We start from the raw sequence: 25,648 nt of genomic DNA, 5'->3' as shown, positions 1-25,648 counted from the left end.
CACTCATTTCCTTTCGAAGGGTCTTCAGCTGAAGTACTCGGGACGGCTGACGTAGGTCTCGGTCACGAACAGCACACCGGGGGAGGCGTCGAGGAACCGGCGCAGTCCGGCCAGCAGCGCCTCGACCTTGTCGTCGGGCACCACGGTGATGATCAGTTCCAGCGTGGCCTGCTGGTTGAACAGCAGCCGGCCCTGGTGGTAGCCGTGGTGGCCCAGGCCGGACACCCCGGACACGCTGGTGTAGCCGGTGGCGCCGACGCCGGCGATCAGTTCGCGCACCGCCGCCGCGTCCTGTCCGGAGACGACGACCTCGACCTTCGTCATCCGGGTGAGCGTGGGTGTCATCGGATCATCTCCTTGGTGTGAGTGGTTGTGGGACGGTCGGTTTCGTGCCAGTTGCGCCATCCGCTGCGGGTCCAGCGGCGCCAGCTGTCGTGGGTGTCCTCGCGCGCGGCGACGGCCACCCAGTCGTTGTCGAACAGCTGTTGCAGCAGGGGGTTGCGCTCGATCACCGTGTCGATGCGCGAGAGCGGGGCTTGGATGATCGCCAGTAGTCGCTGCGGCTCGTGAATCAGTCTGTCGCCGAACCTGATCGACTGCTTCGGCAGGCCGAGGCGCAGATCGCCGACATGCCCGGCGAGGACGCCCGCGTCGCCGACCACGTTGTGGATCGTCTTGGTGCCGGCCCCGAAGGCGTCCGGGGCCACCGTGGAGAAGTAGTACTGGCAGTTGATCCACTGTGCGACCACCAGCGGCGCGGTCATGATGGTCTCCAGCGCGGTGCCGTCGGCGTCGACGTCCGCGTCGTAGGAGTGCAGGAACGCCCGCCGCTGCAGGTCGATCCCCGCGGTGACATCGCGCGGGGCGATGATGAAAGCGGCGTTGCCGGCCAGCCCCCATTCGGGATACACCTGCGCCCAGTCCAGCGAGCGTGCCGCGACATGGCGCGCCGCCTTCGCGGGGGAGCGCCGGCGGGGTGCGCCGGGCAGGTCGGCGCACCGTTCGGCCGCCAGCGCATCACCCGCCTGCGCGAGATCGGCGGTGAGCCGGTCGATGTCGGCGCGGTGACTGGCCGGGATCAGGTGGTCGTCGAGCACCGTGACCCGGTCGGTGGTGGTGTCGTGCACCGCGGCGACGACGAGGGTGTCGGCGGGGATGTCGATCCCGGACCCGCGGAGGTCCTCACGCACCTCGGGGTCGTTGAGGATCAGCGCCGCCGTCCGGGCGTTGGGGCCGCCGCCCTGTCCGCCGCAGGCCCCGCAGTCCAGCGAGGCCTGGTACGGGTTGTTCTCGGTGGTGCTGTGGTGCCCGCAGAGCACCAGCAGGCGACCGAAGCCGCGGACCAGGCCGATCGACTGGAAGAGGGCCTGGGCGAACAACACTCGCTCGCTGCGCGGCATCCCGGCCACCGCCAGCACGGTCGCCGCCGGCGGCGCGATGAGATCGCGCAGACGGTGACGAAGCGTGCCGACGGTGGCGGGAGCCGCGGTTTTGGCTGCCGCGAGCGGTGCAGCGAGCCAACCGGCGGCCTCGGCGAGGGTGAAGGGACCTGTGAGTGATTGCTTGGCGGTGTGGAACGCGGTCTCGGCCGCGGCCAGGCCGGTGGCGCCGCTGATCTGCCGGTCGGCGCCGCGGCTGTCGGCCGGTTCCTCAGTGACGTCGTGGTTGGGGGAGATCAGCACCGGGCACAGGTCGGCCGGATCTCCGCCGAGCAGACCGGTGTAGCGGATCGCGACCGCGAAGAACCCGGCGAATCCGTAGGTCTGGTAGCCGCCGCGGTTCTCCAGATGCCGGCGCAGCCCCTCCGAGCGGGTGTCGATGCAGGTGACCAGCTGGGTGTGGACCGGCCCGGCCGCCTTCGCCTGTGTGGTCTCCAGTGCCGTGAGCAGATGGTCCTGGTAGTGGCTCTCGAAGGCCTGCTGCCACACCATCTCCCGCGCGGCGAGCGGTAGTGCTGCGAGAATGCGTGCGGCCGTCGCGAGTTCGTCCTCCGAGACGATGTCGGTGTCCCAGACCCTCAGCAGGTGGGCCGCGCGCTCCCTCGCGGTGGGGGTCGCGGGCCGCGGTGGCTCGGCGACCGGCGCGTCGGGCGGCTCCGGCACGAAGGCGGCTTCGTAGCTCAGCCGCATCGCCAGGTACTGCAGCAGGTCGATGCCTGCTCCGCGGTCGGTGCCCCAGTGGATGTGGGCGGCCCAGCCGGGCAGCCGGGTCAGGTGGGCCTGCAGGTAGATGACGCGGTCGTCGTCGCCGATACCGAGCGCGTCGAGCGCCTGCAGCACGGCGTCGTCGGCGCGCTCGGCGTTGGCGCGCAGCCGCTTACGGACCGCGCGCGGCAGGGTGCGGTCGGTGCGGGCCAGCTCGCGCCAGGCGGGGTAGAACCCGTCGGCGCGGCCGGGCATCGGCCAGCTGCCGCCGCCGAGGAATGCCGCACACCAGGTGGCGGCGTGCGCGTCGATGTCGGCGGCGAGCCGCGAAGAGACCCGTTCGGCGTGAGTGGTGAAGCGCCGCAGCGGTTCCGGGGCGGTCTGGCCGTGCAGCAGGTCGGCGCGCAGCAGTTCGATCGCCGTCACGGTGCGGCCGGCCAGCTGCAGCTCCGGCTCGTCGGCCAGGTTCGGGTGGCGCCGCATCAGCACCGCGTCCAAGTCGGTGTCGGTGATGCGGCCCTGCCGGTACAGCGCCCGGAAGACCACTTCGGGCAGGGTGCCGCGCATCCCGTACACGTCGCTCGCGCGCCGCACGGCCTGTTCGAAGGGCATGGTCTGCAGACCGGCCAGCGGGTTGACCGCGATGAAGGTGCCGAGCGGGTAGTGCGTGGGCAGCGCGCGGGCGGCGAGCCGGATGTCGCTGCGCAGCCGGGCGCGCTGGGAGGCGATGTCCGTCGGTGTCATCGGTGTGCTCCTGTCGGGTGAAGGGTCCCGGCGCTGATCGCGTGGGTGTAGAGCGTGCGCTGCAGGCCGCGCGCTGCCGGCGATGCCCGCAGGGCCGCCAGGGCTCCGAGCACCGCGAGGGCTCCGGCGATCACCGCCCAGATCGTGGCCGGGGACACGGTGGAGGCGGGCAGGGCCGGTGCGAGGTAGCGGCTGACCGCGCTGATCACCGCCACATAGGTGACCGCTGCGGGTAGCAGGACCGCCGCGGCGCCGACGGCACCGGCGAGCGTGGGTTGCCGGCGCAGCCAGCCCCAGGTCGCGGCGGCCCCGGTCACCCAGGCGAAGACCAACAGGGCGAGTTCGGCGGCGTGGCCTTCGGCCCAGGTCGGCATCACGGCCGCGCCGATGGCGAGGGCGCTGAGCGGCAGTAGCGCGGCCGTGGTCGCGATGGTCCACCGGCGCGGGCGTGTCAGACCCGGGGGTGGGGCGAGTGCGTGGTGGCGCTGGTGCCGGGCGACGGCCGTGCCCGAGGAGAGGAACAGCGTCGCCTTGTAGAAGCCGTGGCCGATCAGGTGGATCACCGCGGCGGCCCACAACCCCAGCCCGCAGGTGAGCATCATGAAGCCCATCTGGGCCATCGTCGAGTAGGCCAGCGCGCCTTTGATGTCCGGCTTGACCAGCATGAGGACCGCGCCGTAGGCCATCGAGGCGGTACCGGCGGCGATGACGATGCCGGCGGCCAGTGGGCTGGAGAGCCCGCTGAGTTTGACCAGCAGCACGCCGCCGCCGTTGACCACCCCGGCGTGCAGGAGGGCCGACACCGGTGTGGGCGCGGCGAGCGTGGCGGGCAGCCAGCGGTGGAAGGGGATCTGCGCGGAGCGTGAGAGTGCGGCGATCACGATGAGCACCGCGATGATCGGCGCGAGCGCGTCGGCGTCGAGGTGGTGCAGGCCGACGGCTGCCCACAGCGCGCCGTCGCCGATGCAGAAGGCCAGTGCGGTGCGGCGGACACCGTCGCGTGCGGCGGGCAGTTCGCGGTAGGTGCCGAGCAGCAGACACAGCACCAGACCGACCGCGGTCCAGCCGATCGCCAGCCCGATCATCGTCGTCGCGGAGGCCATCACCGTGGATGCGCTGGTGAGAAGTGATGCGCCGCAGGTGAACCAGGCCGCGCGCGAGTCGCCGGCGAGGTAGCGCACCGCGAAACCCTGGGCGATCGCGCTGACACCGAAGATCAGCAGCAGGAGGGCCGCGGCGAGGTGATCGGTGGCCGAGGGCAGGCCGGCGATCGCGATGAGCAGGCCGGCGGCTGCAGTCGCGGTGCCGAGCCGCGCGACGAAGACCGGTGCGCGGCGCCCCATCGCGGCGGCCACCACCGCCACCACCAGAGGGGCGATGATCAGCGCCAGCAGAGCGGGTGTCGCAATCGCGTCCAACATGCGAAGTAAATTACGTGTATTGTGGATCGCGTGTCAAGCTTCGTAATAAAACCGTATCTCGGTGTCGTAGTGGCGGTGGGCACACGCCATCTCAAGCAGCACCAGCTCGCGCCGGCGTTCGCCGACGTTCTCGGTGCGCGGCTGGTGGTTCCCGACGATCTCGACACCGATCTGTTCGGCACGTTCTCCGGAGAGGTTCCGCGGACGGCATCGGCGTTGGAGACGGCGCGTCGCAAGGCGCGGCTGGGAATGTGCGTCACCGGCCTGCGGCATGGCATGGCGAGCGAGGCCAGTTACAGCCCGGCCGGGCACAAGGAGATCCTGGTCTTCCTGGACGACGTGCGTGGCATCGAGGTTTATGAAACACATTGGGAAGTTGCGGAGTACGCGGTCAGCCACTGCGTTCGATCGGTCGAGGAGTTGCCCGGGTCGGTGACGGATGCGTTGTCGGCGCAGGCGGTGATCGTACGGCCGTCGGATTCGCGTGACGGCATTGTCAAGGGTGTCAACGACATTGCGTGCCTGCGCGCGGCGGTTGCGGGCGCGGTCCGGCACGCCGGGGACGGGGTGGCGGTGGTGGAGCCCGACTTGCGCGCGCATCACAACCCGCCGCGGCAACGGGCGTTGGCACGCTTGGGATACCGGTTGGCGCACCGGTTGGCGACGCCGTGCCCCGACTGCGGCTCACCGGGTTTCGGACGGGTGGGCAGCACGGCGGGTCTGCCGTGCAGGGCGTGCGGATCGCCGACGAGTCTGCCGCTCTACGACGAGCACGCGTGCTGTGCGTGTGCCTACCGGAGCACTGTTCGAAACGCCTCGGCCGGAGCGGATCCCGGCCGGTGCGAGTACTGCAATCCCTGACGACGAGGAGTGTTGATGACGTCTGCTGTGGTGGTTCCTCTGTGGGGGTGGGTGGCGTTGACTGTCGCCATCGCCGCGATGCTGGCTCTGGATCTGTTCCTGCACCGGGACAATCACGTGATCGGCTTCCGGGAAGCGGCGGTGTGGTCGGCGGTGTGGGTGGGTGCGGGTCTGGGCTTCGGTGTCGTGCTGTGGTGGATCTACGGCGGCGAAGTCGCGGGCACCTATTACGCCGGCTATCTGATCGAGAAGGCGTTGTCGGTGGACAACGTGTTCGTGTTCGCGTTGATCTTCACGTATTTCGCCGTCCCGGACCGCTATCAGCACAAGGTGCTGTTCTGGGGGGTCGTCGGTGCGTTGCTGTTCCGGTTGGTGTTCATCTTCGTCGGGGCGGAGTTGTTGAAGACGTTCTTCTGGACCGCTTACGTGTTCGGCGTGTTCCTGATCTACACGGCGTACAAGATGGCGTTCCAGCACGATAAGGAGATGCAGCCGGACAAGAACCTGCTGGTGCGACTGATCCGGCGGGTGGTGCCGATCGACGCGCAGTATCACGGGGACCGGCTGTTCACCCGGATCGACGGAAAGCGCGTCGCGACGCTGCTGTTCGTGGTGCTGGTCGCCGTGGAGGCCACGGATCTGATCTTCGCGATCGACTCGGTGGCGGCGGTGCTCGCGATCACCACGAGCACGTTCATCGTGTGGACGGCGAATGCGTTCGCGGTGCTGGGGTTGCGCAGTCTGTACTTCTGCCTGTCGGGGCTGCTGCGGCGATTCCGTCATCTGCACTACGGGTTGGCGTTGCTGCTCGCTTTCGCCGGGGTGAAGCTGATCCTGTCGGAGACGCCGGTGGGCAAGCTGCCGATCCCGTTGACGATGAGCGTCATCGTCGTGACCCTCACCGTGTCGATCGTGTGGAGCCTGGTGGCGACGCGCGAGGTGCACGACGCACGCTGATTGCGGAAATGCACTACACGAATAACTTATGCTGGCCCGGATGGCCGCGACACGGAAGAGCACAGCAAAGGCGGCGCCGAAGAAGGCGCCTGCCCGCGCAGCCCTGAAGGCGGCCGGTTCGCCCACGCGCACGTGGACGTTCCTGACCAACCACGCGCACGTGCTGCTGTGCCTGGCGCAGGGGGAGTCGCTGACGGCCCGCGAATTGAGCGTGCTGATCGGGATCACCGAGCGATCGGTGCAGGCGATCCTCGCCGATCTGATCGCCGACGGTTATCTGAAGAAGTCCAAAGTGGGCCGGCGGAACAACTACACCGTCAACCCGGCGGGGCGGCTGCGCCACCCGCTCGAGTCGGCGCACAGCGTCGGCGAACTCATCGCCGCCCTGAGCTGACCGCCTGTCCTCGGCCCTAGCGTCGAGGTTGCCCTGAGGGTTGTGCGCCACAGTGGCCGGGCAGGGTTCGGGTTCGCCCCACCTGTTCTCGCCCCTTGGGTCGACATTGCCGTGACGGTTGTGGCGGAACGTGGACATGTCAGGCGGAGCGCGGGGTTCGTCCCACCTGGTCCCGACCCTCATGCCGACATTGCCCCGACGGCGAGGGTGCGCGACCATGGCGGCAACCTCGTGCATAGGGGTGGGGACAGGGACCTGCGCCGAGTCGGGCCGACGGTGAGGGCGCGCGACCATGGCGGCAACCTCGTGCACAGGCGCGGGAAACCTATCCACAGGCCCGGTCCGCACGGGCCGGAAGTGTCGGTGTCAGAACCCACGATCACCGCATGGACGAGATCTTCCGCGGCAGCGAGGCCATCGACGCCGGCCGTCTCACCCGCGGCGCCCTCCGCTACAACTTCCGCCGCATCTTCCCCGACATCTACATCCCGGCCGCCGTGCAACCGTCCCTCCGTGACCGCACCATCGGAGCCTCCCTCTGGTCCCGCGGCGCCGGCGTGATCGCCGGCCGTGCTGCCGCCGCCCTCCATGGCGCCCAGTGGATCGACGACCGCGCGCACATCGAGATGATCCGGCGCTGCCCACGTCCACCCCGCGGCATCATCGTCCGCAACGAGACCATCGCCGCCGACGAGATCACCTCCGTCGACGGGATGCTCGTCACCACTCCGGCACGCACCGCCTTCGATCTCGCACGCCATCTACCCCGCGGCAGGGCGGTGATCTGCCTCGACGCTCTGGCCCGGGCCACCGGCGTCGGGATCGGCACCGTGCTCACCCTGGCCGGCCGATACCCCGCCGCCCGCTGGTGGCGCGACGCACTGGAAACCATCAGCCTCATGGACGGCGGCGCCGACAGCCCCGACGCAACGAACGTGCGTCTGCTGTTGCGAAAAGAATGGCGCGACGTGCCGGACACCCAGATCCGGCTGGGCACCGACCTCTACGTGGACCTCGGCTATCGCGGCCCGAAGGTTGCGCTGGATGTCGTGGAAGAGGACCACACCGACATCTTCATCAGGCGCCCGGGCGGAGTGAAGGTGCGTCCCGACTTGGCGCGAAAGACCCGATATGTCACCCGGGCAGGATGGATCTACATCCTCGTTTTCCGGCAGGTCAACCGAGGCCAAGTGCTGGCCCAGACCCGCAACGCCTTCGAGAAACGCGGCTATCACCCCCGCCGCGGCGGGATCGCCCTGTACTGACCATGTACGGCAATGGGCCCAACCGGTGATCCGGTTGGGCCCATGAAAGCTTCCGTATTACTGGTTGGCTTCCTGGCGCTTCTCGGCGGCCTTGGCCCCGGCGCGAGCCGACTCGGCCTCGGCTTCCTTCTGCGCAACCTCACGCTCTGCCTCGGCCTTGTCCTGCTGGGCCTTGCCCTCGCGGACCATGTCGTCACGCCCGGTGACCGTGCCGATGGTCTCCTTGGCCTTGCCCTTCACGTCCTCGACGACGCCCTTGATGCCTTCTTCGGGACCACTGTTCTTCTCGGTCATGGTTACCTTCCGCTGTGGGGATCGGTGTTGAGATCCGGCTCCGGTGACCGGCTGCCGACAGGCTTCCCGGGCCCCTGAGCGCCTAAACGGGTGACGCGCGTCTCACCCGGAAGCCCAGAAACCGCCACGTCGCAAGGTAATTCGACGCCGAGTTTGCGTGTTTGGGGCCCGGGGTATGGAACCCGGACCATGACAGATTCACTTCATCAACGGCGCGAGGATGACATTCTGCCGCCATTCACGCCGGGCCGGAGCTCCCATGGGTAGCAGTAACGCGCCCTGGGGTAGTCTCTCGGGGAAGTTTTCGGGAGGTCATATGGCGGAGGGTGCGAGCCACATCAACGGGAAGCGTCAGAGCCCTCAATCGGTCGAGCTCCGGGTGGCCGCCACCCTGGAGAACCTCGCCGTGTTGCGCACCCTGGTGGCCGCCATCGGCACGTTCGAGGACCTCGACTTCGACGCCGTCGCCGATCTGCGGCTCGCCGTCGACGAGGCCTGCACCCGGCTCATCCGGTCCGCCGTTCCCGACTCCACGCTGCTGCTCGTCGTCGATCCGCAGCCGGACGCCCTGGTCGTGCATGCGTCGACCACGTGCGACAGCCCCGACATTCTCGCCCCGGGCAGCTTCAGCTGGCACGTGCTGAGCTCCCTGACCGACGAGGTCACCACGTTCTCCGACGGCCAGTCGCCCGAAGGTCAGATATTCGGCATCTCGATGACGACAAGGCGAGCGAGTTCATTGCAGTGACCCGGTCGTCCTCGCAGGGTTCCTCCTCACGACCGAGCTCTGAATATGCGGACGTGGCCGACATGTTCCGAGAGTTGGAAAAACTCGAAGACGGGTCGGCGACGTTCCAGCGCCAGCGCGACCGCATCGTCGAACGCTGCCTGCCGTTGGCCGACCACATCGCCCGCCGCTTCGACGGCCGCGGCGAACCCCGCGACGACCTGGTGCAGGTCGCGCGCGTCGGTCTGGTGAACGCCGTCATCCGCTTCGACGTCAACGCCGGCTCCGACTTCGTGTCGTTCGCGGTGCCGACGATCATGGGCGAGGTCCGTCGCCACTTCCGTGACAACAGCTGGTCGGTGAAGGTGCCCCGCCGGCTCAAGGAACTGCACCTGCGGCTCGGTGCCGCCACCGCCGACCTGTCCCAGCGGCTGGGCCGGGCGCCGACGGCCACCGAGCTCGCCGCCGAACTGGAGATGGACCGCGACGAGGTCATCGAAGGCCTGGTCGCTGGCAGCTCCTACAACACTCTGTCGATCGACAGCGGTGGCAGCGGCGGCAACGAGGACGCGCCCGCGATCGCCGACACGCTCGGTGACATGGACATGAGCCTCGATCAGATCGAGAACCGCGAGGCCCTGCGCCCGCTGCTGGAGGCTCTGCCCGAGCGGGAGCGCACCGTGCTGGTGCTGCGGTTCTTCGAGTCGATGACGCAGACGCAGATAGCCGAGAGGGTCGGCATCTCGCAGATGCACGTCTCTCGGCTGCTGGCGAAGTCGCTAACGCGTCTGCGGGATCAGCTTCAGTAGCCGCGGCGGATCGCTGTGCACCGTGGTGAGTGCGTTGGGGATGTCGACGCAGATCGGCAGCGTGGAATCGGGATCGCAGAGACGCAGTAGCCGGTCGACGGCCAGGCTCGGCACAAGGGCCCAGCGGATGTCCTCGCCGGCGCACTGCACGTTGAGGGTGTGCAGCGCCGAGAAGCCGGCGGTGGCGAAGAAGGTCAAGCCGGTCAGGTCGATGACCAACCACTGGGTTTGCGTCGCATTCCGCAACGCGTACTCGACGAACTTGTTGCCGTTGGCGGCGTCGAGCTCACCGCGGGCGGAAACCACTGCGGTGGAAGGCTGCGGCCAGCGGGTTTCGAAGTGGGCGGAATGGCACACGCGGTTGTCGGGTGCGAGGTCCGGGGGCGATTCGCCGGGGGCTTGAGGCACTGTTGGCTCCATCAGTCGAAATGTGATTCGGTCTGTGGTCGCGCCAAGGGGGGCCCTAGAGTTCTTAAAGCCTGCGCGGGGACAACTCGCCCGCGTGTCGATGACGTTTCCTTCGAAAGGCTGTTCGTTCAACCCCTGAGGTGAACCATACGCTCACGCCGTGATCTTGGACAACGGCTTTCCACGGTTGTTCACATTTCCTCAGGTTTCGTTTGTCAAATTTGCCATATGGCCAGCGAAGGGCGGTGAATCATTCTGTGACACAACACGTTTCAGCGGCAGGCGTGGTGCTGGCCGCGGGGGCCGGAACGCGGTACGGCATGCCGAAGGTGCTTGCCGAGAATGGCGCCTGGTTGGCGTCCGCGGTTGCGGCGTTGAGCGACGGCGGGTGCGGTGACGTCGTGGTGGTGCTCGGGGCGGCGGTGCAGGGCGTCGACGTACCTGCGCCGGCTCGCGCGGTGGTGGCCGACGACTGGGCGGACGGGCTGAGTGCATCGGTGCGCGCGGGGGTGCGCGCGCTGGGGGAGGACGTCGGGTTCGCGGTGTTGACCACGGTCGACACCCCGGACGTCACCGCGGCGGCCGTGCGCCGGGTGTTGGCCGCAGCCGAGAGCACTGGACTGGCGCGCGCGAGTTACGCGGGGCGGCCGGGACATCCCGTGGTGATCGCCCGCCGGCATTGGCCCGCGCTGCTCGACAGGCTCGCCGGTGACGAAGGGGCCGGGCCGTTCCTGCGCGCTCGCGACGACGTCGCGATCGTCGACTGCGCGGATCTGGGCTCCGGCTCCGACATCGATCACCGGTGATGTCCACCGATCGGGGGACACCACTTTCCACCGGCACACCGCCCGATCGCCCGACAGACGACAAGCCTCTGACCAGCGAAAGTTGAGTCATCACTCAACAAGGAGGCACATCATGAACCGCATCACCCGCATCGTCGCCCTGCCCCTGCTGTCCGCCGGCATCATCGGCGGCGCCGCGCTCGGCTTGGCAGGCACCGCCAGCGCCGCGATGACCGTCAACGACGACGGCAGCATGGTCGCCACGCCGGACACCGTTGCCCAGCCGTGGGTCGGCTGGCCGCGCGTCGGTTACGGCTACGGCTACTACTGGCCGCAGCAGAGCTTCTCCTCGCCGAGCTGGTCCATTCAGCAGAGCCACTGAGCACGTTTGCTCAGGCTGGACTCGTCCCGCGCGGCAAGTATCAGAGAGTACTCGCCACAACCCTTTAGCCGTCGATCAGCCAAATCTGTGAATGGGAAACAAAGTTGCTGTACGCTCCCTGAAAAATTGACGGAGGGGTCGGGGGTATGGGGAAGCACAGTCGTCAGCGCGCGGAACAGTTCGCGATCAGGCGTTGGCTGCAGCTCGGTGCGGCGTCGGCGGGGGTGAGCGCAGCGTTGCTGGGCGGCTCGCTGCTGGCCGAGCACACGATGGGAGTGGCCTCGGCCGACGGGGCGGACGGATCATCGGCCGCCGCGTCGGCGGGGGACGGCGGCGGACCCGCGGAGACGGCAGGGTCACGCGGGCCGAAGGCGAGCGCCGAGCGCGACAAGCCGGCCGAAGCCGACGGCACGGACGACGACGCGCGGGACGCCGCAACGCGCGACGATGAGCCCGACACCGACGCCGCAGACTCCGACGCCGACGAGGCATCGGAGCCCGACACCGACGACACCGGCGACACCGACGAAGCCGTTTCCAAGGCCGCCGAGGATGATTCGGACGCGGTCATCGAGAAGACCGCCGCGACCCGACCCAGCCGCCAGGAGCGCGTCAGCCAGGCGATCAACGACATGACGGCCGAGGCGCTGGAGTGGATCGACAACCGGCCGGTCAGCGATGCCAGGAAGGAGAGACTGGAGGAGGCGTGGGCCGCCACGCGCCGCACCTTGTTCAACCAGGCCCCGACGGTGAACCCGGTGCAGGTCACCGGCGTCATGGACGGCCCGATCGCCGGCACGATCGGTGCCGAGGATCCCGACGGAGACCGGATCGTCTATCGCGTCGTGAAGAAACCGACGACGGGCACGGTGACGCTCAACAGGGACGGCTCCTACAGCTACACCCCCGGCGAGGGCTTCAACGGGGTGGACGTGTTCGTCGTGCGTGCCCGAGACCTCGGGCTGCACGTCAATCTGCTCGACTGGTTCCGGCCGCCCGCGACCCGCGCCGAATCGGTGATCAATCACCGGGCCATCACCTACGACTTCACCTGGGTCGGCGACGAATGGACGGCGGACCGCAAGGCGGCGTTCCAGCGGGCAGCCGATTACATCGCCGGGTTCTTCGTGGTGAGAACGCCGATCGTGCTCTCCTACGAGCTCAACGCGATCAACGATCCTGACTACCTCGTGAATGCCGACACCTTGGCAGCCTTCACCGAACCTCCCGGCTTCCTGCAGACCTCCATTCAGCACGAGGTCATCACCGGCGTCGACGTGGAGAACGGCGCCCTCCAGGCGTTCCTGAACTGGAACTTCGCCTGGAAGTGGGCGACGGGTGACGTCGTCGCCGACGACGAACTGGATTTCCAGAACACGGCGCGACACGAGCTCCTGCACTCGTTCGGCATCTACTCGTTGACCGGTTCCGACCTGGGATTGTGGTCCGTCTACGACAGCTTCCTGACGACCGCCGACGGGACGTCGTTGTTCGGTCCGGACGGCAAGCTCCGCCCCGACGCCGAGGACTACCTCAACGGACTCAACGGTGGCGCCTACTTCGGCGGTCCGCACGCGATCGCCGCCTACGGCAAGCCGATCCCGCTCTCACACCAGGGGTCGCCGTCTCACCTGGACCGGTTCGTGTTCTCCGGTAACGACTACAAGCTGATGAACGACAAGAGCCCCGGGACGGGGTGGCACAACGTGCGCTTCATCAGCCCGATCGAATACGCCATGCTGCAGGATCTCGGCTTCACGATGCGGCCCGAGCCGATCAGCTGAGCATCGCCTCGGCGAAGCGGGCCACCGCGTCGGCCCCGGTCTGGGCTGCGGGCTCGTGGCCGGGGCGGGCGCGCACCGCGATCGCGCGGGTCTGCGGGTCGAGGGTCACTTCGGCGAGCAGCTCGCCCGTCGTCGGCTCACACACCGCCCAGGTGAACAGCGTCTCCGAATCCCAGTGCGCGGCGGCCTGACTCACGTGGTCGGGCCGGTGCTCACCGAGGTCGGCGAGCGCGGGCCGGTCGTCGACGCGGTCGTCGGCACGCAGCGCGCGCAGATACCACGCGCCGGCGTTGATCTCGACAGGCTCCACGGGCTCAGACGATCGCCGAGTGCACGGTTTCTGACGGAAATCGGCGAGATCCCATCAGAAACCGTACGTTCGGCGTCAGGTCATTCGCTCTTGAGCTCGCAGAGCACGGTGCCCTGGGTGATGGCCGCACCGGGCTCGACGGACAGGCCGGTGACGACACCGTCCTTGTGCGCGGTCACCGGGTTTTCCATCTTCATCGCCTCGAGCACGGCGACCAGTTCGCCCGCGGCCACGGTCTGGCCTTCTTCGACGGCGACCTTGACGACGGTGCCCTGCATGGGCGCGGTCACCGAGTCACCCGACGCGGCCGCACCGCCGCCGCCGCCACGCTTCCGCGGCTTGGGCTTCTTGCGGATCGCGCCGTGCGGGGCGCCGCCGCTGCCGTTGCCGAGCGCCAGATCGCCGGGCAGCGACACCTCGAGGCGACGGCCGCCGACCTCGACCACCACGGTCTGCCGCGGCAGCGTGTCCTCTTCGGAGATCGGGTCGCCGCCGGTGAACGGCTCGACGGTGTTGTTCCACTCCGTCTCGATCCAGCGGGTGTGCACGTCGAACTTGGTGCCGTCACCGATGAACGCGGGATCGGAGACCACGGCGCGGTGGAACGGGATGACGGTGGCCAGGCCCTCGACATGGAACTCGGCGAGTGCCCGGCGCGAGCGCTCCAGCGCCTCGTCGCGGGTGGCGCCGGTGACGATCAGCTTGGACAGCATCGAGTCGAACTGGCCGCCGATCACCGAGCCGGCCTCCACGCCGGAGTCCAGGCGCACGCCCGGACCGGTCGGGATGTCGTAGCGGGTGACGGGACCCGGGGCGGGCAGGAAGCCGCGGCCGGCGTCCTCGCCGTTGATGCGGAATTCGAAGGAGTGCCCGCGGGGCGTCGGGTCCTCGGTGATGTCGAGCGCCTCGCCGTTGGCGATCTTGAACTGCTGACGCACCAGGTCCAGGCCGGAGGTCTCCTCGGTGACGGGGTGCTCCACCTGCAGGCGGGTGTTGACCTCGAGGAAGCTGATCAGGCCGTCCTGGCCGACCAGGTACTCCACGGTGCCGGCGCCGTAGTAGCCGGCCTCCTTGCAGATGCGCTTGGCCGACTCGTGGATCTCTTTGCGCTGCGCGTCGGTCAGGAACGGCGCGGGGGCCTCCTCGACGAGCTTCTGGAAGCGGCGCTGCAGCGAGCAGTCGCGGGTGCCTGCGACGACGACGTTGCCGTGCATGTCGGCGATGACCTGCGCCTCGACGTGGCGCGGCTTGTCGAGGTAGCGCTCGACGAAGCACTCGCCGCGGCCGAACGCCGCGATGGCCTCACGGGTGGCCGACTCGAACAGCTCGGGGATCTCCTCGAGCGTGCGGGCCACCTTCATACCGCGGCCGCCGCCGCCGAACGCCGCCTTGATCGCGACGGGCACGCCGTACTCCTTGGCGAACTCGACGACCTCGTTGGCGTCCTTGACGGGGTCGGGGGTGCCGGGCACCAGCGGCGCCTGGGCGCGGGCGGCGATGTGGCGGGCGGTGACCTTGTCACCGAGGTCGCGGATGGACTGCGGGCTGGGTCCGATCCAGATCAGCCCGGCGTCGAGGACAGCCTGGGCAAAGTCGGCGTTCTCGGAGAGGAAGCCGTAGCCGGGGTGCACGGCGTTGGCGCCGGACTTGGCGGCGGCGTCGAGCAGCTTCTCGAACACGAGGTAGGACTCCGCCGAGGTCTGCCCGCCGAGCGCGAACGCTTCATCGGCGAGGCGCACATGCGGCGCGTCGGCGTCGGGCTCGGCGTACACCGCCACACTCTCGAGTCCGGCGTCCTTGGCTGCTCGGATCACCCGGACGGCGATTTCTCCGCGGTTGGCAACGAGGACCTTGGAGATCTTTGAGCTGGCGTGAGTGGCCACTGCGCCTCCTGATGGCTGTCATTTCTAAGAACGTCTTAAAGAATGTATCCCGGGGGAGTTTAGGCGTCCCAATCTGAGTCTCGGCGCGCCGGTCCCTTACCCGCGAGTAACCCCGTCGCCCCGCCGGGCCGAGTTCACCTCGCGAGCATCGACTCGAGGATCTCCAGGCCGCGCGTCAGCGATTCCTCCGGCAGGGGGTTGGCGTCGGACACGGCGATCAACACCCCAACGATCGCGCCCGCGATGGTCTGGCGTTCGGCCAGCCTCGAGGACGGGCCGAGCCGAACGCCGAGTGCCTCGGTCATTAGCCTCATCAGCAAGGTGTATTCGGCGTAGAGCAGGCCCCGGCCTTCGGGCACGGAGTACAGCAGGTGTTGGGCGACGATGGTCTCGTGGCGCTCGGCATCGCTCAGCTCGTCGAAATACGCGGCCACCGCGTAGCGGTAAGCGGCGACGGGCGACAGCTCGGCGGGGGCACGCTGGAACGCGCCCATGACCAGCTCGGCATAATCGCAGATCAGCACAGCCTCTTTGGCGGCGAAGTAGCGGTAGAAGGTGCGGGGTGAGACGTCTGCCGCGTCGGCGATCTGTTCGACGGTGGTGTCGGCGAATCCGTGTTGCTCGAACAGGCGGATCGCCGCCCGGCGGATGGCGAGCCGGGTAGCGGTCTTCTTCCGCTGACGCAGACCTGGCGCCGGCTTGAAGGACGACACCCCATCAGTGTGATCCTTCGCGGCGCCGGTGTCCGGCAGACTGAAGAGCCGTGGCCGAGGTGTTGAACGCGCACAATCCGGACCCGGCTCGCGGCTGCCCTACCTGCTGCGGATTCCGCAATCCGGCGGCGATCTCCTATTCCGGACCTCGGACACCTGGCCCCGGACCAAGGCCCTCTACTGCCATCCGGTCGATCTCGATGAGTGGCCTCAGGAGGCCGACATCGTCGAGCGGCTACCTCTGCGGTCGTGCCGCCGATCCGGTGCGTCGATCGACGTCATCGCTGAGCGAGGCCGCGAGAACCGGTTGCAGCTGGTCTTCACCACCGCACGCGGTCGGGACATGGTGTTCTGGCAGTCGCCCCGTACGCGCAGGCAGGCTCGGCCCAAAGTCCGCACCCCCACTGCGCGGGCGCACGGCATCGATGCGCTTCAAATCCTGGTCGATGCTCACGAGCGCTACGCCTACGGGTTCTCTCACCAGCAGGCGAAGACGGACCGACGGGCGCTGCCATGCGGGGATTACGGGATCGAGGTCGACGGGGTCCTGATCGCCTGTGTCGAGAGCAAGTCCCTCGCGGACCTTTGTCGCGAGTCTGACCAGTGGCCGGTTTCGATTCCAGGTCGCCGATCTGGCTGCGCTACCCCGGGCCGCTGTCGTCATCGAAGAACGCTACTCGCAACTGTTCAAACTCGATCGGGTCCGGCTGCGGTGGTCCTCGACGGCCTCGCCGAGGAGTGGACGTATCGCTTCCTCGCTGCGGCGCGTACCTGGACCGCCTCGAAAGATGTTGCCGTGCAACAGGTTCAGTCCGCCGGTATCGGCACTGGTGAATCCGGAGCTGAACCGAGCTCAGCCGAGGTCTGGGCGTGGGCCCGCGGCACGGGCCTGCCGGTGCCCGACCGCGGCCGACTGCGTCCGGACGTGTGGTCCGCGTGGCGGGCGGCCCACGGCGCGACGGGCGAGTAACCCTTCAGTCCACGTCGACGACGTGGACGTGCACCCCGGCCGCGGCGATGCGGTCGAGCTGGTCGCGGTCGGCGGTGGAGTCGGTGACGAGGTGGTGCATCTGCGCCGGCGCGATCATCTTGGCCAGCGTCACCTTGCCGATCTTCGAGCCGTCCACCGCGACGACGACCCGCTGCGCGTTGGCGGCCATCGCGATCGCCGTGCGCGCCTCGGCCTCGTCGTAGGTCGTCGCGCCGATCTCCGCCGACATGCCGTCGGCGCCCAGCACCGCGGTACCGACCGTGATCACCTGAAAAGCGTGCTCGGACATGGGCCCAACGGCTTCGAGCGAGTTCGCCCGCACCAGCCCGCCGGTGGCGATCACCTTCATGTGCGCGTCGACGGCGCAGTCGGCGGCGATGGTCAGCGAATTGGTGACGATCGTGATGTGCGGCCGGCCCTTGAGCGCCCGGGCCACCTCGCCACAGGTCACCCCGCCGGTCAGCGCGACCGCCTGCGGGCCGGCCGGCACCAGCGCCGCCGCGTGCTGGGCGATGCGTCGCTTGATCGCGACCATCCGATGGTCCCGCAACCGCACCGGGATCTCGCTGCCGCTCGGGTCGAGCGCCTTGGCGCCACCGTGGGTGCGGACCAGCAGGCCCTGCTCCTCGAGGTCCGCGAGGTCGCGCCGCAGCGTCGCCGGGGAGACGCGCAGTTCGGCGCACAGCACCGCGGAGGCGACCTCGCCGCGGTCACGCAGCAGCGAGAGCACGGCGCGCATCCGGTCGGTGCGCTTGATCGACATCGCGGGCCTCCTCGGCGTGAATGCTGGCGATCAGTTTTCCTGATCGTTTGACCGCTTGGTATTGCGCGCTATGAGCGAGCTTCTCATGCTCGAGTGATGTACCACACAGCCGCGCCGCAGGAGGTGACATCGTGACCCTCGTTGCCACCGCCGAGCTTCTCGCCGCCGCGATCGACAACGGCACCGCCGTGCCGGCGTTCAACGCGATCACCCTCGAGCACGCCGAAGGCATCGCCGAGGGCGTCGCGCGCGCCGGTGTCGCCGCCCTGATCCAGGTCAGCGAGAACACCGTGCGCTTTCACGGCGGGCAGATCGCGCCGATCGCCGGGGCGTGCACCCGCATCGCCGCGCACTCGAGCGCGCCGCTGGCCGTGCACCTCGACCACTTCACCGACGCCGCACTGCTCGACGAGGCCGTCGACACGGCGGCGACGCTGGGGATCACGTCGATCATGATCGATGCGGCGCATCTTCCGCACGGCGAGAACATCGAGCAGACAACGACTTTCGTCGATCGTGCGCATCGTGTCGGCCTGTTCGTGGAGGCCGAGATCGGTCAGGTCGGCGGGAAGGACGGGCAGGTGCTCGGCGCCCACGCGCCCGGCGCCCGCACCGACCCCGACGAGGCGGCCGCGTTCGCGGCGCAGACCGGAGTCGACGCGCTGGCGGTCGCGGTCGGCAGTTCCCACGCGATGACCACCCGCGACGCCGAACTCGACATGGCGCTGATCGAGCGCATCGCCGCGGCGGTGCCGGTTCCCCTTGTGCTGCACGGCTCCTCGGGGGTGTCGGACGAGAACCTGCGCGGCGCCGTGGCGGCGGGCATCCGGAAGATCAACATCGGCACCGCGCTCAACCTCGCCTACACCGGCGCGGTCCGCACCGTTCTCGACGCCGACCCCACGCTGTCCGATCCGCGCAAGTATCTGGTGCCCGCGCGGCAGGCCGTCGCGGACACGGTGGCCGCGCTGTGCCGCGTGGTGGCCGCGAGCTCGGTGGAGGCGTCATGACGCGTGCGCAGATGCTGCGGCGGGTCGACTGGCTGGCCGACACCGTGGAGCGGCACAAGGCCGGTGAGCCCGTCGGGGTGTACTCAGTGTGCTCGGCGCACCCGACCGTGCTCGAGGCGGCGATCCTGCAGGCTGCCGCCGACGACGGCTACGTCCTCATCGAGGCGACGTCGAATCAGGTCGACCAGTTCGGCGGCTACACGGGCCTGCGGCCCGCGCAGTTCCGCGACCTGGTGTTCGGCATCGCCGACGCGCACGGCTTCGCACGCGAGCGGGTGGTGCTGGGCGGCGACCATCTGGGACCGAACCGCTGGCAGCGCGAGAACGCCGATGTCGCCATGGATCACGCGGAGACGCTGATCGCCGCGTACGTCGAGGCGGGCTACGCGAAGATCCACCTGGACTGCAGCATGAGCTGCGCCGACGATCCGGCGGTACTGGCCGACGAGGTGGTCGCCGAGCGCAGCGCGCGGCTGCTGCGGGTGGCCGAGGACACGGCGCGGCGCGTGGCATCCGACGGTCCGGTCTATGTGATCGGTACCGAGGTGCCGGTGCCCGGCGGCGCGCACGAGACGCTGGACCGGCTCACGCCGACACCGGCTGAACGGGCCCGGCGCACACTGGCCGCGCATCGCACCGCGTTCGCCTCGGTCGGCGCCGACGACGTGTGGCCGCGGGTGATGGCGCTGGTGGTGCAGCCCGGCGTCGAATTCGACCACCTGCACGTCATCGACTACGAGCACGCGGCGACCGCCGAGTTGCGCCACGTCCTGGACAGCGAACCGCACCTGGTGTTCGAGGCGCACTCGACGGATTACCAGCGGCCGGCGCAGCTGCGCGAGCTCGTCGAAGACCATTGGGCCGTCCTGAAAGTCGGGCCGGGGCTGACGTTCGCGATGCGGGAGGCGCTGTTCGCGCTGGCGATGATCGAGACCGAGCTGGTGCCGCGGCCGTCGCGGTCGAACCTGATCGAGGTCGTCGAACGCCGGATGCTCGCCGAGCCCAGGTACTGGCGCGACTACTACGAGGGCGACCCCGTGGCCCAGCGCACGGCCCGCCGCTACAGCTACAGCGACCGGCTGCGCTACTACTGGGCCGACGACGAGGTGGATGCCGCCCGAAAGATGCTGCTGGCCAACCTCGACCGCGTCGGCATCCCGCTGCCGCTGATCAGTCAGTTCCTGCCCCTGCAGTACGACCGTCTCCGCGCCGGCCTGCTCGAACAGAGAGCCCAGGCCCTCGTGATCGACCGTGTCCGCGACGCGCTGCGGCCCTACGCGGACGCGTGCCGCGCCGACAACCCCGGAGGTACCCGATGACGCACACCGCCATTCCCGACCAGAAGGACGGCGGCGCCACCATTCTCGAGATCGGACAGCAGCCCGATGCGTGGCGGGAAGTCGCGGGACGATTGACAGAGGGGGTCGAGCAGTCCGACGCGTTCCTGCGCGACCTGCTGGCGCGCCCCGATCTGCGGATCATCCTGACCGGCGCGGGCAGCTCGGCGTTCGCGGGGGAGATCGCCGCGCCGGTGCTGCGGCGCCACCTGCACCGCCGGGTGGAGCCGATCGCCACCACCGACATCGTGGCGAGCCCGCTGGATCACCTCGAGGCCGAAACCCCCACGCTGCTGGTCTCGTTCGCCCGCAGCGGCAACAGCCCCGAGAGCCTGGCGACCACCGCGCTGGCCGACCAGCTGGTCGACCACGTCTGGCACCTGGTGCTGACCTGCGACCGGGACGGGAAGCTGGGCCGCGCCCACCTGGGCCGGCCCGACTCGCTGGTGGTCTACATGCCGGAGCGCACCAACGACTCCGGCTTCGCGATGACCTCGAGCCTGACCTCGATGCTGCTGAGCTGCCTGCTGCTGCTCGGTCCAGCGCGGGCCGAGGACGTCGAGGCGCTGGCGGGGGCGGCCGAGCACGTCGTCGGGCTGCAGTCCGACATCCGGGCGCTGGCGCAGACCAAGAAGCAGCGGTTCGTGTACCTGGGCAGCGGCCCGCTGCAGGGCCTGGCGCGGGAGTCGGCGCTGAAGCTGCTGGAACTGACTGCGGGAGAGGTGGTCACGTACTTCGACTCGCCGCTGGGGTTCCGGCACGGCCCGAAGTCGGTGCTGGACACCGACACCCTGGCCGTGGTGTACCTGTCGACGGACCCCTACACCCGCCGCTACGACCTCGACATCATCGCGGAGTTGCGTGGCCAACTCGGCCCCGACGCCGTGCGGGTCGTCAGCACCGAGCCGATCCCCGACGACCTGGGTCGGTCGGTGGTGCTGCCTGGGCTGGCCGGGCTGCCCGATGCGCTGGTCGCGCTGCCGTACCTGGTGTTCGGTCAGTATCTGGCGCTGTTCACGTCGCTGGACTACGGCAAGACGCCCGACAACCCGTTCCCGTCCGGTGAGGTCAGCCGCGTCGTGCGGGGCGTCACGATCTACCCGATGAACGGAGACCGGTGATGGCGCGCTATCTGGGGGTCGACGGCGGCGGATCGAAGACCGCGTTCGCGTTGATCGACGACGGCGGTCACGTCCTGGCCCGCGCGACCGCGCCGACGTCTTACTACTTCAACGACGGCTTCGACGTCGTGGAACGCGTTCTCGCACAGGGTGTCTCCGACATCTGCGGGCAGGCGGGCATCGACACCGCCGCCATCGACGCGGCGTTCTTCGGCCTGCCGGGCTATGGCGAGGCCAGCGGAGACATCGCTGCGCTGAACGCCGTCCCGGCCGGAGTACTCGGGCACGACCGCTACAGCTGCGACAACGACATGGTGTGCGGCTGGGCCGGGTCGCTGGCCGGTGAGGACGGCATCAACGTCATCAGCGGGACCGGGTCGATGACCTACGGGGAGCGGCAGGGGACCGGGCACCGCGTCGGCGGCTGGGGCGAGCTGTTCGGCGACGAGGGTTCGGCGTATTGGGTTGCCGCCCGCGGACTCAACGCGTTCAGCCGGATGAGCGACGGCCGCGCGCCCCGCGGCCCGCTGTACGACCTGCTCAAGGAGCGGCTCGGGATCGGCGGTGACCTCGACGTCGTCAGTCTGGTGATCGACACCTGGAAGGGCAGCCGCGGGTCGATAGCCGCGCTGGCCACCACCGTGTGCGAGGCCGCGCAGGCCGGCGACGACGCCGCGGCGCGCATCCTCGCCGACGCGGTCGACGAGCTGGTCGCGCTGGTCGAAACCACCCGCGTGCTGGTCGGTTTCACCGAACACGAGACGGTGCCGGTGTCGTACTCCGGTGGCATGTTCTCCGACCGTCGCCTCCTCGACGGCTTCACGGCCGCGCTGGGCGCCCTGCCCGCGACCTACGACCTGCGGCAGCCGCTGCTCGACCCGGCGGTCGGGGCGGCGCTGTACGCCGCCAAGCACAGCGGACATCCGTTGAGCGCGACATCGGTCAAGGAACTCGCCGGTGCCGCAACCACATCCGAGAAGGTGACCACACCATGACCGACATGACCACCACCGGCAGGACCGGTAAGGGCACCCGCAGCTGGATCTTCTACGCGACGCTGCTGATCCTGTTCTGGGGCGTGTGGGGCGCGTTCTCCGCGCTGCCCGCCACCTGGTACGGCTACCCCGACGAGATGATCTACTGCATCTGGGCGCTGACCATGATCATCCCCGCCGCCTTCGCGCTGAAGGGGGAGACGTTCGACCGCCGGCCCAAGGCCACGATCTACGGTCTGCTGATCGGACTGACCGGCGCCGGCGGGCAGCTGCTGCTGTTCCAGGCGCTGACGATCGGGCCGGCCTATCTGATCTTCCCGATCGTGTCGATCTCCCCGGCGATCACCGTGCTGATGGCGATGGTGCTGCTGCGCGAACGCATCCGCGGGCTCGCCATCGTCGGGCTGATCTGCGCACTGGCGGCCATCGTGCTGTTCAGCATCACCAGCGGTGACTCCGACGCCTCCTCCGGTCCCTGGCTGCTGCTGGCGATCCTGATCTGCGTGGCCTGGGGGGTGCAGGCGTATTTCATGCGCAAGACTGCGACGCTGGGCGTCAACGAGGCCACCACGTTCGGCTGGATGGCGATCTCCGGGATCGCGCTGATCCCCGTCGCGCTGTTCTCCCTCGGCGGACTGCCGCTCGATTTCCCCTGGCAGGCGCCGGTGTTGACGGCCGGCACGCAGCTGCTCAACGCCGTCGGCGCCCTGTTCCTGGTGATGGCGCTCGCTCGCGGCAAGGCCACCATCGTGGCGCCCACCACCAATGCGCTCGCCCCGGCACTGACCATCGTGGTGTCGCTGATCGCCTACCAGACGCTGCCCAGCCCGTACGGCGCCGTGGGCATCGTGCTGGCCCTGGTGGGTTCGACGCTGATGGTCTACGCCGACGAGAAGCGCGGTGAAGAGCCGACCGCGGCCGTGCTGCAACCGGACACGAAGGCGACGAAGGCGTGAAACCGACGATCACCATCATCGGGGCGGGCAGCGTCGAGTTCACCCGCGAACTGCTCGGCGACATCCTGTCCTTCCCCGAACTGGGCGCGGTGCGGGTGGTGTTGCACGACATCGACACCGAGCGGCTCGAGACCGCCGAGGCGATCGCCCGGGCCACCGCCCGCGCGGCCGGGGCGCAGCCGGAGGTGGTGTCCACCACCGACCGGCGCCGGGCGCTCGACGGCGCCGACTACGTCATCAACACCATCGCCGTCGGCGGGCACACCGCGACCGTCCGCGATTTCGAGATCCCCGCCAAGTACGGCCTGAACCAGACCATCGCCGACACCATCGGGGTGGGCGGCATCTTCCGTGGGCTGCGGACGTTCCCGGTGCTCGCCGGGATCGCCGAGGACATGGCGCAGGTGTGCCCCGACGCGTGGCTGCTGAACTACACCAACCCGATGGCGATGAACGTCACCTATCTGCACCGGGTGGCGCCGGATCTCAAGGTGCTCGGGCTGTGCCATTCGGTGTACTGGACGATGGTGGGCCTGTGCGAGCTGATCGACGTGCCGTACGACGAGGTGTCCTACTGGTCGGCCGGGGTCAATCACCAGGCGTGGGTGCTGCGCTGGGAGCGCGGCGGGCAGAACCTGTACCCGCTGCTCGACGAGCGCATCGCCGCCGACCCCGAACTGCAACGGCGGGTACGCGTCGACATGTACCGCCGGCTCGGCCACTACCCGACCGAGACCAGCGAGCACAGCAGCGAATACGTGCCGTGGTACCTGCACGACCCCGACGAGGTGCAGCGGCTGCGACTCAATGTCGGCGAGTACGTGTCGATCAGCGAGGCGAACCTCGCCGAATACCAGCGCCTGCGAGCCGAATTGGCCGACACCGACACGCTGCCGATCGACACGGGGTCCACCGAGTACGCCCCTCAGGTGATCCACTCGCTGGAAACCGGCACGCCGCGGGTCATCTCGGCCAACGTCGTCAACGCCGGCCTGATCACGAACCTGCCCGACGGTCTCGCGGTCGAGGTGCCCGCGCTGCTCGACAGCCTGGGCGCGCACCCGATGGCGGTGGGGGACCTGCCGCCGCAGTGCGCCGCGCTGAACCGGAGCTTCCTCGGCCCGGTCGATCTGACGGTGCGCGCCGCCGTCGAGGGCGATCGGCGGCTGGTCCGCGCGGCGGCCATGGTCGACCCGAACACCGCGGCCACGCTGAGCGTCGACCAGATCGCCGAGTTGTGTGACGAATTGACCGCCGCCCACGGCGATCTGCTGCCCGAACCCCTGCGTACCCACCACTAAGGAGTGTCCACCGTGATCAGAAGCCGCCTCTGCATCGCCCTGCTCGCCGTTCTCGCGCTCGTGCTCGCCGGCTGCGGAGGTGGTGGCTCGTCGTCCGGACCCACCGAGATCGCGGTGTGGCACGGATATCAGGACACCGAGGGGGAGGTGTTCAAAGGCCTGATCGCGCAGTACAACAAGGACCATCCCGACGTGAAGGTCAACGAGCTGTATTCCAGCAACGACCTGGTGTTGCAGAAGGTGCTGACCGCGGTGCGGGGCGGCAGCGCGCCGGACGTGGCGTACATGTTCGGGTCGTGGTCGCCGAACATCGCGCAGATCCCGCAGGTCGTGGACATGGCCGGCGAGGTGAAGAACCCGGACTGGACGTGGGACGACTTCTATCCCGCCGAGCGGGAGGCCGCGACGGTCGGGGACAAGATCGTCGGCGTGCCGGCGCTGGTGGACAACCTGGCGATCGTCTACAACAAGAAGCTGTTCGCCGACGCCGGCGTGGCCCCGCCGAGCCCGGACTGGACGTGGGACGACTTCCGTTCCGCCGCAGCCAAACTCACCGACCCGTCGAAGGGGCAGTACGGCTGGCTGATTCCCGCCGACGGCAGCGAGGACACGGTGTGGCACTACCTCCCGATGCTGTGGGAGGCCGGTGGGGACATCCTCTCGCCCGACAACGAGAAGGCCGTGTTCAGCTCCGAGGCCGGTGTGAAGGCGCTGACCGTGCTGCAGCAGATGGCCGTCACCGACAAGTCGCTGTATCTGGACACCACCAACGAGAACGGCCCGAAGCTGATGAACAGCGGCAAGGTCGGGATGCTCGTCACCGGCCCGTGGGATCTCAGCCAGCTCTCCGACATCGACTACGACGTCCAGGTGATGCCCACGTTCGCCGGGTCGTCGGGCGGGCACCAGACCATCGCCGGTCCCGACAACTGGGTGGTGTTCGACAACGGCGACAAGAAGAAGCAGGCGGCCGTCGACTTCGTGAAGTGGCTCTCGGCGCCCGAGCAGGTCAAGGCGTTCTCGCTGGGCACCGGTGACCTGCCGATCCGCCAATCGGTCGGCAAGGATCAGGCGGTGCTGGACAAGCTGAACCAAAACGTGCCCGGCACAGCCGCGTTCGTGCAGAATCTGAACAACGTGCAGAAGGTCCGGCCCACCGTGGAGCAGTACCCCGACATCTCCGAAGCGCTGGGACAGGCGATCGTCGCAGTCATGCTCGGCAAAGAGCAGCCGGCTGCGGCCCTGGACGCCGCCGCCCAGACCGCCGACGCGAAGCTGGCCGAGAAGTAGACG

The 25,648-nt window shown here is 68.9% G+C and carries 25 protein-coding genes and 1 pseudogene; 17 read left to right on the top strand and 9 right to left on the bottom strand.

Features of this window, described 5'->3' with window-relative positions:
• Positions 1-24: 24 nt before the first annotated feature.
• The 3 genes from MCHLDSM_RS06535 to MCHLDSM_RS06525 are packed head-to-tail and all read right to left on the bottom strand — an operon-like array spanning position 25 to position 4,309.
• Positions 25-345, bottom strand: coding sequence for a P-II family nitrogen regulator (locus tag MCHLDSM_RS06535; protein WP_048469421.1), 321 nt, complete (start codon positions 343-345; stop codon positions 25-27).
• Positions 342-2,888 carry a DUF2309 domain-containing protein gene (locus tag MCHLDSM_RS06530; RefSeq protein ID WP_048469420.1) on the bottom strand — a complete coding sequence of 849 codons (2,547 nt, stop codon included), beginning with the start codon at positions 2,886-2,888 and terminating at the stop codon, positions 342-344. Before MCHLDSM_RS06530 ends, MCHLDSM_RS06535 begins: the two co-directional genes overlap by 4 nt.
• Positions 2,885-4,309, bottom strand: coding sequence for a proton-conducting transporter transmembrane domain-containing protein (locus MCHLDSM_RS06525; RefSeq protein WP_053082927.1), 1,425 nt, complete (start codon positions 4,307-4,309; stop codon positions 2,885-2,887). The genes MCHLDSM_RS06530 and MCHLDSM_RS06525 overlap by 4 nt, the downstream gene beginning before the upstream one ends.
• 75 nt (positions 4,310-4,384) lie before the next feature.
• Between MCHLDSM_RS06525 and MCHLDSM_RS37025 the strand changes: the two genes are divergently transcribed.
• From MCHLDSM_RS37025 to MCHLDSM_RS06505, 4 genes are all read left to right on the top strand, one after another.
• Entirely contained in the window at positions 4,385-5,170 is a 786-nt protein-coding gene (locus tag MCHLDSM_RS37025; protein ID WP_131722609.1) for a DUF6671 family protein, read from the top strand.
• A gap of 15 nt (positions 5,171-5,185) precedes the next feature.
• Positions 5,186-6,127: a TerC family protein gene (locus tag MCHLDSM_RS06515; protein ID WP_048469419.1), complete on the top strand. Its 942-nt coding sequence runs from the start codon at positions 5,186-5,188 to the stop codon at positions 6,125-6,127.
• A 40-nt stretch (positions 6,128-6,167) separates the two neighbouring features.
• Positions 6,168-6,521, top strand: a complete 354-nt coding sequence (locus MCHLDSM_RS06510) for a helix-turn-helix transcriptional regulator (protein ID WP_048469437.1) — start codon at positions 6,168-6,170, stop codon at positions 6,519-6,521.
• A 386-nt stretch (positions 6,522-6,907) separates the two neighbouring features.
• Positions 6,908-7,786 carry a type IV toxin-antitoxin system AbiEi family antitoxin gene (locus tag MCHLDSM_RS06505; protein ID WP_048469418.1) on the top strand — a complete coding sequence of 293 codons (879 nt, stop codon included), beginning with the start codon at positions 6,908-6,910 and terminating at the stop codon, positions 7,784-7,786.
• 57 nt (positions 7,787-7,843) lie between these two features.
• Here the strand turns inward: MCHLDSM_RS06505 and mbp1 are convergent, their stop codons facing one another.
• A complete protein-coding gene (gene mbp1, locus MCHLDSM_RS06500; protein WP_048469417.1) occupies positions 7,844-8,080 on the bottom strand; it encodes a microaggregate-binding protein 1 in 237 nt (78 codons plus the stop codon).
• A 316-nt stretch (positions 8,081-8,396) separates the two neighbouring features.
• Between mbp1 and MCHLDSM_RS06495 the strand changes: the two genes are divergently transcribed.
• Entirely contained in the window at positions 8,397-8,828 is a 432-nt protein-coding gene (locus tag MCHLDSM_RS06495) for an ATP-binding protein (RefSeq protein ID WP_048469416.1), read from the top strand.
• 62 nt (positions 8,829-8,890) lie between these two features.
• Entirely contained in the window at positions 8,891-9,616 is a 726-nt protein-coding gene (locus tag MCHLDSM_RS06490) for an RNA polymerase sigma factor SigF (RefSeq protein WP_407661957.1), read from the top strand.
• Here MCHLDSM_RS06490 and MCHLDSM_RS06485 read toward each other — a convergent pair.
• Positions 9,587-10,036 carry an STAS domain-containing protein gene (locus MCHLDSM_RS06485; protein WP_109788760.1) on the bottom strand — a complete coding sequence of 150 codons (450 nt, stop codon included), beginning with the start codon at positions 10,034-10,036 and terminating at the stop codon, positions 9,587-9,589. The two genes, MCHLDSM_RS06490 and MCHLDSM_RS06485, sit on opposite strands and share 30 nt — an antisense overlap.
• A 245-nt stretch (positions 10,037-10,281) precedes the next feature.
• On the opposite strand from MCHLDSM_RS06485, the gene MCHLDSM_RS06480 reads away from it, so the two are divergent.
• The 3 genes from MCHLDSM_RS06480 to MCHLDSM_RS06470 all read left to right on the top strand — a co-directional run bounded on the left by MCHLDSM_RS06480 (position 10,282) and on the right by MCHLDSM_RS06470 (position 12,975).
• Complete coding sequence (locus MCHLDSM_RS06480; protein ID WP_048469413.1) at positions 10,282-10,830, top strand: nucleotidyltransferase family protein; 549 nt, start codon at positions 10,282-10,284, stop codon at positions 10,828-10,830.
• 112 nt (positions 10,831-10,942) lie between these two features.
• Positions 10,943-11,191, top strand: coding sequence for a hypothetical protein (locus MCHLDSM_RS06475; RefSeq protein WP_048417316.1), 249 nt, complete (start codon positions 10,943-10,945; stop codon positions 11,189-11,191).
• A 146-nt stretch (positions 11,192-11,337) separates the two neighbouring features.
• Entirely contained in the window at positions 11,338-12,975 is a 1,638-nt protein-coding gene (locus MCHLDSM_RS06470; RefSeq protein ID WP_048469412.1) for an Ig-like domain-containing protein, read from the top strand.
• Here the strand turns inward: MCHLDSM_RS06470 and MCHLDSM_RS06465 are convergent.
• From MCHLDSM_RS06465 to MCHLDSM_RS06455, 3 genes are all read right to left on the bottom strand, one after another.
• Positions 12,968-13,285 carry a hypothetical protein gene (locus MCHLDSM_RS06465; protein ID WP_048469411.1) on the bottom strand — a complete coding sequence of 106 codons (318 nt, stop codon included), beginning with the start codon at positions 13,283-13,285 and terminating at the stop codon, positions 12,968-12,970. The two genes, MCHLDSM_RS06470 and MCHLDSM_RS06465, sit on opposite strands and share 8 nt — an antisense overlap.
• An 80-nt stretch (positions 13,286-13,365) precedes the next feature.
• Positions 13,366-15,168, bottom strand: coding sequence for an acetyl-CoA carboxylase biotin carboxylase subunit (locus MCHLDSM_RS06460; RefSeq protein ID WP_048469410.1), 1,803 nt, complete (start codon positions 15,166-15,168; stop codon positions 13,366-13,368).
• Positions 15,169-15,302: 134 nt separating this feature from the next.
• On the bottom strand, positions 15,303-15,881 hold the full coding sequence (locus MCHLDSM_RS06455; RefSeq protein WP_048469409.1) for a TetR/AcrR family transcriptional regulator: 579 nt from the start codon (positions 15,879-15,881) through the stop codon (positions 15,303-15,305).
• Positions 15,882-15,931: 50 nt separating this feature from the next.
• Here MCHLDSM_RS06455 and MCHLDSM_RS06450 point away from each other — a divergent pair.
• Positions 15,932-16,851, top strand: a pseudogene (locus MCHLDSM_RS06450) (ERCC4 domain-containing protein).
• A gap of 4 nt (positions 16,852-16,855) precedes the next feature.
• Here MCHLDSM_RS06450 and MCHLDSM_RS06445 read toward each other — a convergent pair.
• Complete coding sequence (locus tag MCHLDSM_RS06445; RefSeq protein WP_048469408.1) at positions 16,856-17,635, bottom strand: DeoR/GlpR family DNA-binding transcription regulator; 780 nt, start codon at positions 17,633-17,635, stop codon at positions 16,856-16,858.
• A 131-nt stretch (positions 17,636-17,766) separates the two neighbouring features.
• Here MCHLDSM_RS06445 and MCHLDSM_RS06440 point away from each other — a divergent pair, with 131 nt between their 5' ends.
• From MCHLDSM_RS06440 to MCHLDSM_RS06410, 7 genes are read left to right on the top strand one after another with little or no spacing between them, the layout of a single operon-like run.
• Entirely contained in the window at positions 17,767-18,645 is an 879-nt protein-coding gene (locus MCHLDSM_RS06440) for a class II fructose-bisphosphate aldolase (protein WP_048469407.1), read from the top strand.
• The gene (locus MCHLDSM_RS06435) at positions 18,642-19,964 is read left to right on the top strand and encodes a D-tagatose-bisphosphate aldolase, class II, non-catalytic subunit (RefSeq protein WP_234713902.1); all 1,323 of its coding nucleotides are present in this window, start codon (positions 18,642-18,644) and stop codon (positions 19,962-19,964) included. Before MCHLDSM_RS06440 ends, MCHLDSM_RS06435 begins: the two co-directional genes overlap by 4 nt.
• Entirely contained in the window at positions 19,961-21,103 is a 1,143-nt protein-coding gene (locus MCHLDSM_RS06430; RefSeq protein WP_048469406.1) for an SIS domain-containing protein, read from the top strand. The genes MCHLDSM_RS06435 and MCHLDSM_RS06430 overlap by 4 nt, the downstream gene beginning before the upstream one ends.
• A complete protein-coding gene (locus MCHLDSM_RS06425) occupies positions 21,103-22,098 on the top strand; it encodes an N-acetylglucosamine kinase (RefSeq protein WP_048469405.1) in 996 nt (331 codons plus the stop codon). The genes MCHLDSM_RS06430 and MCHLDSM_RS06425 overlap by 1 nt, the downstream gene beginning before the upstream one ends.
• Entirely contained in the window at positions 22,095-23,054 is a 960-nt protein-coding gene (locus tag MCHLDSM_RS06420) for a DMT family transporter (RefSeq protein WP_048469404.1), read from the top strand. Before MCHLDSM_RS06425 ends, MCHLDSM_RS06420 begins: the two co-directional genes overlap by 4 nt.
• A complete protein-coding gene (gene melA, locus MCHLDSM_RS06415) occupies positions 23,051-24,355 on the top strand; it encodes an alpha-glucosidase/alpha-galactosidase (protein ID WP_048469403.1) in 1,305 nt (434 codons plus the stop codon). Before MCHLDSM_RS06420 ends, melA begins: the two co-directional genes overlap by 4 nt.
• 12 nt (positions 24,356-24,367) lie before the next feature.
• The gene (locus MCHLDSM_RS06410) at positions 24,368-25,645 is read left to right on the top strand and encodes an ABC transporter substrate-binding protein (RefSeq protein WP_048469435.1); all 1,278 of its coding nucleotides are present in this window, start codon (positions 24,368-24,370) and stop codon (positions 25,643-25,645) included.
• The last annotated feature ends 3 nt before the right edge of the window (positions 25,646-25,648 follow it).

This window comes from Mycolicibacterium chlorophenolicum (assembly GCF_001044235.1).
Taxonomy (GTDB): Bacteria; Actinomycetota; Actinomycetes; order Mycobacteriales; family Mycobacteriaceae; genus Mycobacterium; species Mycobacterium chlorophenolicum.
The sequence above is the reverse complement of the archived record's forward strand: the minus strand, read 5'-3'. Positions and strand labels throughout refer to the sequence as shown.